Below are 13,692 nucleotides of genomic sequence, written 5' to 3' on the forward strand. Positions count from 1 at the left end.
CCCCCTGATCGATCAGTGCGAAAGCGCATCATCCACATTCGGGCGCACCTTCAGAGCGTGCCGCTGGTAGATCTTCGCCGCCGTCAGGAAGGCATAGACCGCCCCGGTCATGGCCTCGATGAAGCCCGACAGGCCGCAGCGCCAGAGACCGTTGCGGAAATAGAGCCTGAGAAAATAGATCGGCGGGGTGAAGATGAGCTTGTAGAAGCGCGGCCGTTTTCCGGATTCGACCTGCTGGTCCGCTTTCAGCGTCGAGTAATTGTTTTCCTTCAGGATCTGCTCGTCCATGACCAGCGGGCGGAAATGAAGGAGACTGCCGGTCCGGGCATTGTCGACGTTTCCCTCGGGAACGATGCCTTCATGGACTTTCTGGCTAAGGTCGTAACGTCCCTTGCCGCGCCGGATCAGCCGCAAGTTCCGCCGCTCGCGGACGTTTTCGGGGGTGTAGCCATAGCCGATCAGATAGGGACGGCGCGCCACGCGCCAGCCGACGATTTCGGCCGATGCTGCGAGCAGCTCAGGCAGCAATTCCCGCAGCGCCTTGTCCAATCTTTCGTCCGCATCGATGTTGAAGCACCAGGGCTGGCTGCATTGCTCGAGCGCGAACTGCTTCTGCCCGGCATAGCCGCGCCACGGCTCGTACATGAAACGAATGGGCCATCCCGCGTCGATATAGGATTGAACCAAAGCGGCGGTGCCGTCCGTCGATCCGGAATCGACGATCACGATTTCCGCGCACCGCTCGAGGCTCTCGATGCATTTGCCGAGATAGGCCTCCTCATTCAAGCAGATGATGAAGGCTGAAAGCGGAAGCTTGGGGGTCGTATGGCCGTCCCGCGTCGCCGGAATCGGCAGGGTTCCCTCGCTCTCGTCCTGGTAATTGCTCAATTCATTCGGTCCGCGGGGCGTTTGGTTGCGATGCTCGGCGGCCGGGCCGACCTGCACATCAGATTTCTACCTGACATGCGTCCTTCACTTGACGGATCGTCAGCATCGTCCGCACCGTGTCGACATTCTCGGTGGCGGTCAGCTCTTCAATAACGAAATCCTGAAAGCTCGCAAGGTTTTCGGCCACGCACTGCAGCAGAAAATCCGATTCCCCGGACACCATCCAGGCCTCGCGAACAAGCGGCCACGAGGCGGTGCGGGCGGCAAACGCCTTCAGATTGGCATCGGACTGGTGCTTGAGGCCGACCATGCAGAAGGCGACGAGGTCGTATCCCAGCGCGGACGCGTTCAGAAGCGCACGATAGCCTCTGATGACGCCGGCCTCCTCGAGCTTGCGCACGCGGCGCAGGCACGGAGGAGCCGAGATCCCCACCCTCTCGGCCAGCTCCACATTCGTGATTCGGCCGTCGTCCTGCAGTTCGCGCAGTATCTTCATATCGATGGCATCGAGTTCGACGCGTACGACCATTGCCCAAATCCCCAATCCCTACCGGCCTTGCGGGGAAGGCCCTATTTTATCCGCCGATCACCACAGGCGAAACCGCAGCGCCTATCCGTCCGCACCAGAAGGGCGTTTGGCGGCGGCTGCCCCCCGGGCTGCCTCCGTGCTTGGGTAGCACGTAACCGAATGCCGATACGAGAGCGCTTGCAGGTGCATGCACAAAAACCTTGTGCGCCCGGGCGCTGGAGCGTGTTATGCCGGTGCCGCGGGTCAAAACCGATGCAAATATGCCCGATCTGGTGTCAAATCGACGCTGACCACGCAACCACTTGTGTGTATCAGAGGACGCGCCCTTGAAAGTGCGCGCTGTGAATACCTAAAGTAAGGCAATATTTGCATTAGCGGATTGCACCGGAGGACGCTCCCGGCTCTCTCCGGCGGACGAAGGACAAAAGCATGACTGCGCGCCACACGAAAGTGTTGATTATCGGTTCCGGCCCTGCCGGTTATACCGCGGCCATCTATACGGCGCGGGCCATGCTTTCGCCGGTCCTCATCGCCGGTATGGAACAGGGCGGCCAGCTGATGATCACCACGGATGTGGAGAATTATCCGGGCTATGCCGATCCGGTCCAGGGGCCCTGGATGATGGAGCAGATGCTGAATCAGGCGATCCACGTCGGCACCGAAATCGTCAGCGACCTCGTAACCGATGTCGACCTGTCCGTCCGCCCCTTCCGCATCAAGACGGATAGCGGCACGGATTGGACGGCGGACGCTTTGATCATCGCCACCGGCGCCAAGGCGAAATGGCTCGGCATCGAAACCGAGCCGACCTTCATGGGATTCGGCGTTTCCGCCTGTGCCACCTGCGACGGGTTCTTTTATCGCAATAAGGATGTCATCGTCGTCGGCGGTGGCAACTCCGCCGTGGAGGAAGCACTTTATCTCTCCAATCTGGCGAAGACCGTCACCGTCGTTCACCGCCGGGATGCTTTCCGCGCGGAAAAGATCCTGCAGGAGCGCCTTTTCGCAAAGCCGAACGTCAAGGTGATTTGGGACCACGAGGTTCTGGAATATCTCGGGACGCCTGCAAAGCCGCCGATGCCGGCCTCGGTCAACGGCGTGAAGCTTCGCAACACCAAGACCGGGGAAACATCCGACATGGCCATCGACGGTGTTTTCGTCGCGATCGGTCATGCGCCTGCGGTCGAGCTCTTCAAGGGCAAACTTCGCCAGAAGCCGAACGGGTATCTTTGGACTGCGCCGGATTCCACCGCGACCGACGTCCCGGGCGTCTTCGCCGCCGGCGACGTGACCGACGACATCTATCGGCAGGCGGTTACCGCCGCCGGCATGGGTTGCATGGCTGCGCTCGAAGCGGAGAAATACCTGGCGGGTCATATGCCCGTCGCAATTGCAGCCGAATAGAAGCTGCTAAACAGGGCACGCGCCGGGATCGGGGCGCGGCTCTGCTAGCGCGGGATGAGGAAAAGTGCGTGCGGTTTTCCGCCCGCATCCCGCGCCTTAACTTATTAGAATCGATCACGTTCATGATCTTAGGTCGGTCCGACCTAAGATCATCGTGATCTAGGGAACAGATGCATCGGTCGTCTCCGGAGAAAAGTGGCAAGCTTTTCCGGCTGAGCCTTTATGGGGGATTCTATGTCGCTGGACTGGGACAAACTGCGCATTTTCCATGCGGCGGCCGAGGCTGGCTCGTTCACGCACGCGGCAGACAAACTCCACCTTTCGCAGTCGGCGATCAGCCGGCAGGTCAGTTCGCTCGAGCAGGACGTCGGTATCAAGCTCTTTCATCGGCACGCCCGCGGCCTGATCCTCACCGAACAGGGCGAAATGCTCTATCGCACCGCGCACGACGTGCTGATGAAGCTCGAAAGCGTCAAGGCGCAGCTTAGCGAGACGACGGACAAGCCGAGCGGCAAGTTGCGGATCACGACCACGGTCGGCCTCGGCCAGGGGTGGCTGACCGACAAGATCCAGGAATTCATGTCCTTGTATCCGGAAATCCAGGTACAGCTCATCCTCGACAACGAGGAACTGGACGTGAACATGCGTCATGCGGACTGCGCCATCAGGTTGCGGCAGCCGCAACAGTCGGATCTGATCCAGCGCAAGCTCTTCACCGTGCACATGCATGTCTATGCCGCGCCGTCCTACATCAACAAATATGGCGAGCCGCAGTCGCTTGACGATCTCGACAATCACCGGATCATCACCTTCGGCGAGCCCGCCCCCAACTATCTGCTCGACGTGAACTGGCTGGAGATTGCCGGACGGGATTCCGACAATCCGCGCATATCGCATCTGCAGATCAACAGCCAGACATCGATCAAGCGCGCCTGCCTGCTCGGCATCGGCATCGCCATGCTTCCGGACTATATCGTCGGCCGCGATCCCGGTCTCATTCAACTGCCGATAAGCGCAGACATCCCCTCTTTCGATACCTATTTCTGCTATCCGGACGAATTGAAGAACGCGGCGAAGCTGAAAGTCTTCCGCGATTACATCGTCGCTAAAGCGAGGAACTGGAACTTTTGACGTTCCGTTCAATTGCCCGATTTGTGAGCAATTGCCAGCTTCTTGCGTAAGCCTTTGTTATTGCCTGTCTCTTTTCGAGCCAGAGCGAAGCTCCTCGCGAAGCGCATCCTTGTGCGCTGCAAAAATGAGCAGCGATGCGCAAACGGCATGGCTGTCATGCATATTAAATGATTGCCGACAGCCCAAAAAAGCAGCATACCAAACTCAGCTGATGCATCTTTGGTGGCTTCTCCTCCCAGTGCCACCGCAGCAGCTGTTCCCCTCTGGAGGTTTTAATTACCTTCACAACTACAAGGGCCCAAGTTTTCTTGTGGCCCTCTTTTTTTGCCTGCGGGAGCCCCACAGCCCTCAGTTGCGAAAATCTTGGGAACGGCTATTGAAAGCGGCTACGGCCCTCCCCATATCTCTTTCAGCTGGTGCATCTAGCGGCTTTCTCCTCCCCAGCCGCTGCAGCAGCTGTTCCCCTCTGGAGGTTTGAAACCTTCACAACTGAAAGGGCCCAAGTTTCTTGTGGCCCTCTTTTTTTGCCCGCGTTTTGCCCGGCATTCACAGGTCCTTTGGGCCCGGTATTCACGACGTTGTGACTTCCTGTATCGAATTTTAGCGATATATATATCGAAGAAACTAAATACATCGAAATATGATGGATAGAGACGAAATTCTCAAAGCACTGGCGCATCCGACGCGCATGGAGATTCTGACCTGGTTGAAGGAGCCGCAGGCGCATTTCTCCGGCCAGGAGCATCCGCTCGACATGGGCGTCTGCGCAGGGCAGTTCGAAAGATGCGGCCTGTCGCAGTCGACGGTTTCATCTCATCTCGCCGTGCTGCAGCGCGCCGGTCTGGTGACGACCCGCCGCGTCGGCCAGTGGGTCTTCTATCGGCGCAATGAGGAGACCATCGCAGCGTTTCTGAAGACCATCGGCGATCTCTGATTTCCCCCACTTCCTCCCAAGTCTCAACCGCAATGGAAAGGACAATCCATGGCCTCTCTCTTCGACCCGATCACGATCGGCGATATCAGCCTCAGCAACCGCGTGGTGATGGCACCTCTGACCCGGAACCGTTCACCCCAGGCCGTGCCCAATGATCTGAACGTCGCCTATTACGAGCAGCGCGCATCCGCCGGCCTGCTGATCACCGAAGCGACGGCGATAAGCCACCAGGGCCAGGGCTATGCCGACGTGCCGGGCCTTTACAAACCGGAGGCCCTCGCCGGCTGGCGCAAGGTCACGGATTCGGTTCACAAAGCCGGTGGCAAGATCGTCGTGCAGATGTGGCATGTCGGGCGGATATCCCACGACTCGCTCCAGCCGCAGGGCGGCAAACCGGTCGCCCCTTCCGCTATCCGCGCCAAATCGAAGACCTATCTCGTCAATCCCGATGGGACCGGCAGCTTTGCCGAAACCTCCGAACCGAGGGCGCTCGAACTGGCGGAGATCGGCGGCATCGTCGAGGATTACCGCAAAGCTTCTCGGGCCGCGATCGAAGCCGGTTTCGACGGCGTCGAGATCCATGCTGCCAACGGCTATCTGATCGACCAGTTCCTGCGCTCCGGGTCCAATGAACGCACGGACGCCTACGGCGGCTCGATCGAGAACCGCGCCCGCTTCCTCTTCGAGGTGGTCGATGCCGTTACCAAGGAGATCGGCGCTGGTCGGGTCGGGATCCGCATCTCTCCCGTGACCCCCGCCAACGACGCCTTCGATCCGGATCCGCAGCCGCTCTTCACCTATGTCGTCGAGGGCCTGGCCCGCTATCCGCTCGCCTATGTGCACGTGATCGAGGGCGCTACCGGCGGGGCGCGCGTCCATCAGCAGGGTGACTGGCCCTTCGACTACACAAGCCTCCGTGCCGCCTACGCAGCCGCCGGCGGCAGGGCGGCCTGGATGACGAACAACGGTTACGATCGCGATCTGGCGCTGAAGACGGTCGAAAACGGCGAAGCCGATCTGGTTGCTTTCGGCAAACCCTTCATCGCCAATCCGGATCTCGTTCGTCGTTTGAGAGACAACGTGCCCCTGAATGCGCCGGACCAGGCGACCTTCTATGGCGGCGGCGCCAAGGGTTATACGGATTACCCATCGCTCGAAAACGTCGCCTGAATCGATAAAGACCAAGGAGGCCCGCCCAATGCGCGGGCTCCTTGCGCAGCGAATCGATTATGCTGCCCCGATGTTCACGTCCTTCATCGATGAATGGTCTCTAGAGCCCGCAGGCGACCCTATCCTCACGCGGACGAGCCATCTCCTGCCCGTTCGCTGGCGCGGCCTGCCGGCGATGCTCAAGGTGGCAGACGAGCCGGAGGAAAGATTTGGTGGGCAGTTGATGCGATGGTGGGATGGCCACGGCGTCGCCCGGGTCTACGCCGCAACCGAAAGCGCCATCCTCCTCGAACGGTCGGAGAGCCGCCGATCGCTTTTTCATATGGCGATGACCGGCAGCGACGACGACGCCACCCGGATCGTCTGCCGCACCGTTGCCGCGCTGCATGCACCACGGCCCTCCACGCCGGCGGGTCTCGCACCGCTCGAGCGCTGGTTCCAGGCGCTGGACCCTGCAGCCCGCGCCCATGGCGGTATTCTCAGGACCTGTGCAGACGCTGCCCACCATCTCCTATCCGCGCCCGAAGTCCCGGTCGTCCTGCACGGAGACATTCACCACGGCAACATTCTCGACTTCGATGCCCGGGGCTGGCTCGCCATAGATCCCAAGGGCCTCTATGGCGATCGCGGTTTCGATTACGCCAATCTCTTCTGCAATCCGGAGCTTCCCGTCGTAACCGCTCCGGGGCGGCTATCCGGACAGCTTGCAATCGTCGCCCATGAGGCGCGGCTGGAGCCGAAGAGGCTCCTTCAGTGGATCGTCGCCTATGCCGGCCTGTCGGCGGCCTGGTTCCTTGGCGACGGAGAAAGCCCGGAAAGCACTTTGGCAGTGGCCGCGATTGCAGCCGCGGAGCTGAGCGGCTAGTGGACGGGGAGAAACTCGGCTGTTGAGCCGACAAGTCCGCTGGACCCGGAGGAAGAGTATGGAAATCAGAGATGCCGCAGAAACCGATCTTCCGGCGATATGCGCGATCTACAACGACGCTGTGGCGAACACGACGGCGATCTGGAACGAGACCCTTGTCGACGTCGCCAATCGGAAAACCTGGCTGAAAGCACGCAACGCTGCCGGCTTTCCGGTGCTTGCCGCCCTTTCCCCTGACGGCGAGGTCGTCGGCTACGCCTCCTTCGGCGAGTGGCGCGCCTTCGACGGATACCGGCACACGGTCGAGCACTCGGTCTATGTGCGGACGGACCAGCGCGGCGGCGGCATAGGCCGGGCGCTGATGCTCGAGCTCATCGATCGGGCCGAAGCACTTGGCAAGCACGTGATGGTCGCGGGGATAGAGTCGGCAAACCAACCGTCGATCCGTCTCCATGAGCAACTCGGTTTTCGTGAGACCGGCCATATGAAGGAGGTCGGCACGAAATTCGGCCGCTGGCTCGACCTCACCTTCATGCAACTGATCCTTCGCACCGGTTCTCCGGACTGAAAGCTTTGCAGCCCGATTTGTCGTCCGCAACGAAGATGCTATCTATATGCACTCGTTGGTCGCCGAGGGCCGCATGGTCGAGTACGAAAAGGCAGGCACAAGCTTTATTCGGAGCACCCTGAAGGGACGTCTGGCACGCGTCGCCGCGGCCGTATTGTCCGTGGTCATGTGTTTTGTCTCCGCCCACTCCGGGGCTGCGGAGGCACGCACCGACGCGCCGGCTGCGCCGCGGAAGTGCCTCTACTCGGGGGTGTCGACGGCAAACCCCTTCCTCCGTCTCTGTATCAGCCCCGATAATTTCGCCCGCGACGTCTGCGGCATCATCGAACATTATGCCAAGGCGAACGATCTGCCCGCCGCTTTCTTCGCCCGTCTGATCTGGCGCGAAAGCCTTTTCCAGCCGGACGCCATCAGCCCCAAGGGCGCAGAAGGAATTGCCCAGTTCATGCCCGCGACGGCAAAGCTGCGCGGCCTGGCGGACAGCTTCAACGCGGTGGCGGCGCTCGGCAAATCCGCCGAGTATCTGAGCGAGCTCAAGTCCCGGTACGGCAATCTCGGCTTTGCGGCGGCGGCTTACAATGCCGGCGAAGCAGGCCTGGAGCGCTTCCTGGAAAAGGACCGTCTACCCTATGAAACGCGGGATTACGTGCTGGCGATCACCGCCTATTCGGTCGAAGACTGGCGCGACAACCCACCGAAGTCGCTCAACATCGAACTCGACAAGGACAAAAGCTTCCTCGATGGCTGCGTCGCGCTTGCCAATACGCGGCGCTTGCGCGAGCTGGTTATCGCCGATGAAGCCGTCTGGGCGCCCTGGGGCGTTCAGCTTTCGGCCCACTATCAGAAATCCATGGCGCAGCGGCTGTTCCTGAATGCCGTGAAAAAATTGCCCGCTCCGATCAACAGCGAAAAGGCAGTTCTGGTGCGGGAGCGCAATGCCAGCTTCGGGTCCAGGCGCCGCTACGCTGCCCGCATCGGCCGGCAGACGCGCGCCGAGGCAGACCAGCTTTGCGCCGCCATCCGCAAGAGCGGTGGCGTCTGCGTCGTGTTCAAGAACTGACGGATGTACGCCCCAGCGCGTTGCCGCTATGCCCGGCAGTGAAATTGTTGCTCGTTTCACTGCGCAGGCAATCAAGAGACGCAAGCGTCGTTGCAACGGCTTGGTCGATCGGCGTATGCGGCTCTTCGCCCAGCAGCGCGACAAGGCGATCGTTGCGCATTTCAAGCGGCTTCCGCCACAGGTAGCGCATCTCCTTAAGTTCCCGAAAGAACGGGACGAAGGGCGACGCGAGCGTGACGAGCCACCACGGAAAGGTCCGAACCCTTAGGTGCGGCTTGTCCGCCGCACGTCTGATCGCCGCGATCATTCCGGTGCCTTCATCGTCGAAGTGTCCGCGCATATGGTAGACGGCGAAGGGCGGGAGGGTTTCCGCACGCTCGATCAGGCGTGCCATCGTCTCCGCCATGTCCGGCAAATAGACCCATTGGTGAGCGACCCCTTGCGCGCCGGGGTAAGTTACCGTCGTCAGCGGCTTTCCAGGCTTCACCAGCCCTTGCGAGAACCAGTTGTTCCCAGCATTCGGCCCGAAGAAATCCCCCGCCCTGAGGATGATGACGCCGGTGCCTTCCTCAGAGGCAGCTTTCAGCCGGGCCTCCATTTCCTTGCGAATCGTCCCCTTTTTCGTCAGTGGCCGCTGCGGTGAATCCTCACGAAGAATTGGGAAAGCGTCGGGACCGAAGTTATACATCGTGCCCGGTAACACGATGCGGGCGGCAGCCTGTCTGGCCGCACTTATGGTGTTGTCGAGCATCGGCAGCACCAGGCGTTCCCAATCGCGGTAACCGGGCGGATTGACCGCATGAACGATGAACCCCACTCCCTCTGCCGCGGCACGAACATCCTCCGCGTTCATCGCGTCGCCTTGAATCCACTCGAGGGCCGGCATTTCTGCGGATACCTTCGCAGCGTTGCGGTGCAGTGCGCGGACTTTCCACCCACGCGCATTCAGGTTTTGCGCCACGGCGCCACCGATTCCGCCTGTTGCACCCAGCACCAGGACCGTTCCTGTATTCTCTTTCGTCGCGCTCATCATTCTCTCCATCGCTTGACGAAGGGAGCATCGGCCATCATTCGGCTAAACGGAATTGTCTAAATAGGTCTTGCCGCTATACTGAAATGCATGAACCTCATTGAGCCGAGTTGGGACTTCTACCGCACCTTTCTCATGGTGTTGCGCGAGCGCTCGCTATCGGCCGCGGCGCGCCAGCTCGGCCTGACCCAGCCGACCGTTGGCCGGCACATAGATGCCTTGGAGACGTCGGTGGGGTTTCCGCTCTTCACGCGTTCGCCGCACGGATTGATGCCGACCGACGCCGCGCTGGAGTTGCGGCCCTATGCCGAGACCCTGGCAGCGACAGCTGCAGCCCTGTTGCGTGCCGCATCAGGACAACACGGTGCGATCGGCGGAACGGTCCGTATCAACGCCAGTGAGGTCATCGGCGTTGAAGTCCTGCCCCCGATCCTCGCCGAATTGCACAGGGACTACCCGGACCTCTCCGTCGAACTTTCCGCATCGGATGTCGTCGAAGACTTGCTTCGCCAGGAGGCGGACATCGCTGTGCCGATGGTCGCGCCAGCCCAGGAGGCATTGGTTGCGCGCCATATCGGTGCGGTTCCGCTCGGCTTCCATGCGCATCGCTCCTATCTGGAGCGCCGTGGGATACCGCAGACGCTTGAGGATCTCTCGCGCCACAGCGTGATTGGCTATGACCGGGAAACGCCGGCGATCCGCTCGATCAAAGGAAGAGCACCGGACTTGCCGATCGGGCGCTTCGCTTTCAAATCCGATAGCAACCTTGCTCAACTCGCGGCGATCCGCGCCGGTTTCGGCATCGGCATTTGCCAAAACGCGCTTGCCGCCCGCGATCCGGATCTCATGCACGTGCTGGCGGATGCCTTTGAACTGAAGCTCGAGACCTGGCTCGTAATGCACGAAAATCTGCGTGCGACGCCACGTTGCCGCGTGGTTTTCGATGCCCTTGCCCGCGGGCTTCTCGACTACCTGCGCCAATAAATCGATTCCCAAAAAAAGAGACCCGCCGCTGGAAAGCGGCGGGCCTGAACTTATTCCTGTGCTTCGATCACTCCTCCGGTGTCGACGTGGTGTCCGGTGGCAGCTCCGGTTCGGCCATGACGCCTTCGGCACCTACGGCTTCGATCTCCTCGTCGCCATCCGGCTCACTGATCCGCTCGACCGAAACGACCTTCTCGTCCTTGGCGGTGGAGAAAATGGTCACGCCCTTGGTGGCGCGGCTCGCCAGGCGAATGCCTTCCACCGGAACCCGGATGAGCTGACCTCCATCGGAAACGAGCATGATCTGGTCGTTGTGCTCGATCGGGAAGGCGGCGACGAGTTCGCCGATTTCCGCCGTCTTCGAGGTATCGGTGGCGCGAATGCCCTTGCCGCCGCGGCCTGAAGTGCGGAAGTCGTAGGACGAGGAACGCTTGCCGAAGCCTTTCACCGAGACCGTCAGGATGAATTGCTCGCGCGCCTTCAGTTCCTCGTAGCGCTCATTGGTGAGTTCGCCGCCATTGGTGACCTCCTCGCCGACAAGCACGATTTCCTCTTCTTCACCGGTCAAGGCGCGACGCTCCGCGGCCGACCGCTTCAGATAAGCGGCACGCTCCCAAGGCTCGGCTTCAACGTGAGCGACGATGGCCATCGAGATGATCCGGTCGCCGTCACCGAGCGAAATGCCGCGAACGCCGATCGAGTTGCGGCCCGCAAAGACGCGGACATCGGCAACCGGGAAGCGGATGCACTGGCCGAGTGCCGTCGTGAGCACCACGTCGTCGAACTCGGTGCAGGTGTCGACCGAGAGGATTTCGTCGCCCTCCTCTTCGAGCTTCATCGCGATCTTGCCGTTGCGGTTGACCTGGACGAAGTCTGAGAGCTTGTTGCGACGGACCGTGCCGCGGGTCGTCGAGAACATGACGTCGAGGTTTTCCCAGGTCGTCTCGTCCTCGGGCAGCGGCATGATCGTGGTGATGCGCTCGCCGGGTTCCAGCGGCAGCATGTTGATCAGCGCCTTTCCGCGCGACTGCGGCGTGCCGATCGGAAGGCGCCAGACCTTCTCCTTGTAGACGATACCGCGGGAGGAGAAAAACAGAACCGGCGTGTGCGTATTGGCGACGAACAGCCTGGTAACGAAATCCTCGTCGCGCGTGGCCATGCCCGAGCGGCCCTTGCCGCCGCGGCGCTGCGCCCGATAGGTCGTCAGCGGCACACGCTTGATGTAGCCGAGATGGGACACGGTCACCACCATGTCCTCCTGCGCGATCAGGTCCTCGTCGTCCATGTCCGGACCGCCGTCGGCAATCTCGGTTCGGCGCAGCGTGCCGAACTCGTCGCGGACTGCGGCAAGTTCGTTCTTGACGATCTGCATGATACGGAGTCGGGACGACAGGATGTCGAGGTAATCCTTGATCTCCTCGCCGATCTTGTTGAGCTCGTCGCCGATCTCGTCGCGGCCGAGCGCAGTCAGACGCTGCAGGCGCAGGTCGAGGATCGCGCGAGCCTGTTCTTCGGACAGGTTATACGTAGCGTCGTCATTGATCCGGTGGCGCGGGTCGTCGATCAGCCGAATGAGCGCATCGACGTCGTGCGCCGGCCAGCGGCGTTCCATCAGCTGTTCGCGCGCGGTCTGCGGATCCGGCGCCTGGCGGATGAGCTTGATCACCTCGTCGATATTCGCGACCGCGATCGCGAGACCGACCAGCACATGCGCCCGCTCGCGCGCCTTGCGCAACAGGTATTTCGTGCGCCGGCTGACGACATCCTCGCGGAAGGAGACGAAGGCGCGCAGCATATCGAGCAGCGTCATCTGCTCCGGCTTGCCGCCGTTCAGCGCCACCATGTTGCAGCCGAAGGAGGTCTGCAACGGCGTGTAGCGGTAAAGCTGGTTGAGAATGACCTCGGCGTTGGCGTCGCGCTTCAGTTCGATGACGACGCGATAGCCCTGGCGGTCGGATTCGTCGCGAAGATCGGAAATGCCCTCGATCCGCTTCTCGCGGACGAGTTCGGCCATCTTCTCTATCATCGTCGCCTTGTTCACCTGATAGGGGATCTCGGTGATGATGATCTGCTCGCGATCGCCGCGCATCGGCTCGATATGGGCACGCCCGCGCATGATGACGGAGCCGCGGCCGGTCTCGTAGGCCTGACGGATTCCCGAACGGCCGAGGATCAGCGCCCCGGTCGGAAAATCCGGCCCCGGAATGATCTGCATCAGTTCCGGCAGTTCGATCGCGGGATTGTCGATCAGGGCGATACAGCCGTCGATCACCTCTACGAGGTTATGAGGTGGGATATTGGTCGCCATGCCGACGGCGATGCCGCCCGCGCCGTTGACGAGCAGGTTCGGGAACTTTGCCGGGACGACGACGGGCTCGTGCAGGGTGCCGTCGTAGTTGTCGCGGAAATCGACCGTGTCCTTGTCGAGATCGTCCAGCAGCGAATGCGCCGCCTTCTGAAGCCGGCACTCGGTATAACGCTCTGCCGCCGGCGGATCGCCGTCGACGGAGCCGAAGTTGCCCTGGCCGTCGATCAGCGGCAGCCGCAGAGACCAATCCTGCGCCATGCGTGCGAGCGCATCGTAAATCGCCATGTTGCCGTGCGGATGGTATTTACCCATCACGTCACCGGTGACGCGGGCGCATTTTACGTATTTCTTGTTCCAGTCGATGCCGAGCTCGCTCATCCCGTAGAGGATGCGGCGATGAACGGGTTTGAGACCGTCGCGCACGTCGGGAAGCGCGCGCGACACGATCACGCTCATGGCGTAATCGAGATACGACCGCTGCATTTCCTCGATGATGGAAATCGGCTCGATGCCTGGCGGATTCTTTCCGCCGCCGGGGGTGCTTTGCTCAGTCAATGGCGATCACGATCTTTGTTCAGAATCAATCGGTTTTTTATAGCCGAATGCGGCTCGGAGCGCCAATTTTCGGCCGGTGTTTTGAACAGTCTTTTGCCGCAGGAACAGGCTTTTCTAGGGCAAGGAAAGGAGCTCGCAAGGAAAGCTGCGCGCCTCGGGGATGGCGCTGGTTTAAGCCATTGCGTTGCACTTGGCTACCCGCTCTTTCCAAGCTCGCATCGCTTGCCTAACAATGCGGGCCGCACCACCGGGAATAGCCGGGGTAG

Annotated in this window: 12 protein-coding genes; 8 read left to right on the forward strand and 4 right to left on the reverse strand. The window is 61.2% G+C overall.

Annotated features, from left to right (window positions below; translation table 11 throughout):
* Positions 1 to 12 precede the first annotated feature (12 nt).
* Both CN933_RS26570 and CN933_RS26575 read right to left on the reverse strand, forming a co-directional pair.
* On the reverse strand, positions 13 to 849 hold the full coding sequence (locus CN933_RS26570) for a glycosyltransferase family 2 protein (RefSeq protein WP_080636667.1): 837 nt from the start codon (positions 847 to 849) through the stop codon (positions 13 to 15).
* 97 nt (positions 850 to 946) lie between these two features.
* Positions 947 to 1,417, reverse strand: coding sequence for an Lrp/AsnC family transcriptional regulator (locus CN933_RS26575; RefSeq protein WP_003529557.1), 471 nt, complete (start codon positions 1,415 to 1,417; stop codon positions 947 to 949).
* 429 nt (positions 1,418 to 1,846) lie between these two features.
* Between CN933_RS26575 and trxB the strand changes: the two genes are divergently transcribed.
* The 7 genes from trxB (at position 1,847) to CN933_RS26615 (ending at position 8,549) form a co-directional block, all read left to right on the forward strand.
* Positions 1,847 to 2,821, forward strand: a complete 975-nt coding sequence (trxB, locus tag CN933_RS26580; RefSeq protein ID WP_018097693.1) for a thioredoxin-disulfide reductase — start codon at positions 1,847 to 1,849, stop codon at positions 2,819 to 2,821.
* 234 nt (positions 2,822 to 3,055) lie between these two features.
* Complete coding sequence (locus tag CN933_RS26590; protein ID WP_003529555.1) at positions 3,056 to 3,952, forward strand: LysR family transcriptional regulator VtlR; 897 nt, start codon at positions 3,056 to 3,058, stop codon at positions 3,950 to 3,952.
* Positions 3,953 to 4,595: 643 nt separating this feature from the next.
* Positions 4,596 to 4,886: an ArsR/SmtB family transcription factor gene (locus CN933_RS26595; RefSeq protein ID WP_003529553.1), complete on the forward strand. Its 291-nt coding sequence runs from the start codon at positions 4,596 to 4,598 to the stop codon at positions 4,884 to 4,886.
* Between the two features lie 48 nt (positions 4,887 to 4,934).
* Positions 4,935 to 6,056 (forward strand): alkene reductase, encoded by a 1,122-nt coding sequence (locus CN933_RS26600; protein WP_102762914.1) that lies wholly within the window; start codon positions 4,935 to 4,937, stop codon positions 6,054 to 6,056.
* Positions 6,057 to 6,126: 70 nt separating this feature from the next.
* Positions 6,127 to 6,921: an aminoglycoside phosphotransferase family protein gene (locus tag CN933_RS26605; RefSeq protein WP_026168890.1), complete on the forward strand. Its 795-nt coding sequence runs from the start codon at positions 6,127 to 6,129 to the stop codon at positions 6,919 to 6,921.
* 58 nt (positions 6,922 to 6,979) lie between these two features.
* Positions 6,980 to 7,489: a GNAT family N-acetyltransferase gene (locus CN933_RS26610; RefSeq protein WP_018097697.1), complete on the forward strand. Its 510-nt coding sequence runs from the start codon at positions 6,980 to 6,982 to the stop codon at positions 7,487 to 7,489.
* A 46-nt stretch (positions 7,490 to 7,535) separates the two neighbouring features.
* Complete coding sequence (locus CN933_RS26615) at positions 7,536 to 8,549, forward strand: lytic transglycosylase domain-containing protein (RefSeq protein ID WP_018097698.1); 1,014 nt, start codon at positions 7,536 to 7,538, stop codon at positions 8,547 to 8,549.
* Here the strand turns inward: CN933_RS26615 and CN933_RS26620 are convergent.
* The gene (locus CN933_RS26620) at positions 8,539 to 9,579 is read right to left on the reverse strand and encodes an NAD(P)H-binding protein (RefSeq protein WP_102762915.1); all 1,041 of its coding nucleotides are present in this window, start codon (positions 9,577 to 9,579) and stop codon (positions 8,539 to 8,541) included. The genes CN933_RS26615 and CN933_RS26620 overlap by 11 nt on opposite strands.
* A 90-nt stretch (positions 9,580 to 9,669) precedes the next feature.
* Between CN933_RS26620 and CN933_RS26625 the strand changes: the two genes are divergently transcribed.
* Positions 9,670 to 10,563 carry a LysR family transcriptional regulator gene (locus CN933_RS26625; RefSeq protein WP_102762916.1) on the forward strand — a complete coding sequence of 298 codons (894 nt, stop codon included), beginning with the start codon at positions 9,670 to 9,672 and terminating at the stop codon, positions 10,561 to 10,563.
* Between the two features lie 67 nt (positions 10,564 to 10,630).
* On the opposite strand, the gene gyrA is transcribed toward CN933_RS26625, so the two are convergent.
* The gene (gene gyrA, locus CN933_RS26630) at positions 10,631 to 13,426 is read right to left on the reverse strand and encodes a DNA gyrase subunit A (RefSeq protein WP_018097701.1); all 2,796 of its coding nucleotides are present in this window, start codon (positions 13,424 to 13,426) and stop codon (positions 10,631 to 10,633) included.
* Positions 13,427 to 13,692: the final 266 nt, after the last annotated feature.

Origin of the sequence: Sinorhizobium sp. M4_45, from assembly GCF_002885915.1 — a bacterium.
Lineage (GTDB): Bacteria > Pseudomonadota > Alphaproteobacteria > Rhizobiales > Rhizobiaceae > Sinorhizobium > Sinorhizobium meliloti_A.

What these genes read in the sequence shown, in the direction of transcription:
- CN933_RS26595 (WP_003529553.1), top strand. Translation starts at nt 4,596, where the DNA reads ATGGATAGAGACGAAATTCTCAAAGCACTGGCGCATCCGACGCGCATG.
- CN933_RS26620 (WP_102762915.1), bottom strand. Translation starts at nt 9,579, where the DNA reads ATGAGCGCGACGAAAGAGAATACAGGAACGGTCCTGGTGCTGGGTGCA.
- CN933_RS26615 (WP_018097698.1), top strand. Translation starts at nt 7,536, where the DNA reads ATGCACTCGTTGGTCGCCGAGGGCCGCATGGTCGAGTACGAAAAGGCA.
- CN933_RS26600 (WP_102762914.1), top strand. Translation starts at nt 4,935, where the DNA reads ATGGCCTCTCTCTTCGACCCGATCACGATCGGCGATATCAGCCTCAGC.
- trxB (WP_018097693.1), top strand. Translation starts at nt 1,847, where the DNA reads ATGACTGCGCGCCACACGAAAGTGTTGATTATCGGTTCCGGCCCTGCC.
- CN933_RS26610 (WP_018097697.1), top strand. Translation starts at nt 6,980, where the DNA reads ATGGAAATCAGAGATGCCGCAGAAACCGATCTTCCGGCGATATGCGCG.
- CN933_RS26575 (WP_003529557.1), bottom strand. Translation starts at nt 1,417, where the DNA reads ATGGTCGTACGCGTCGAACTCGATGCCATCGATATGAAGATACTGCGC.
- CN933_RS26605 (WP_026168890.1), top strand. Translation starts at nt 6,127, where the DNA reads ATGTTCACGTCCTTCATCGATGAATGGTCTCTAGAGCCCGCAGGCGAC.
- CN933_RS26590 (WP_003529555.1), top strand. Translation starts at nt 3,056, where the DNA reads ATGTCGCTGGACTGGGACAAACTGCGCATTTTCCATGCGGCGGCCGAG.
- CN933_RS26625 (WP_102762916.1), top strand. Translation starts at nt 9,670, where the DNA reads ATGAACCTCATTGAGCCGAGTTGGGACTTCTACCGCACCTTTCTCATG.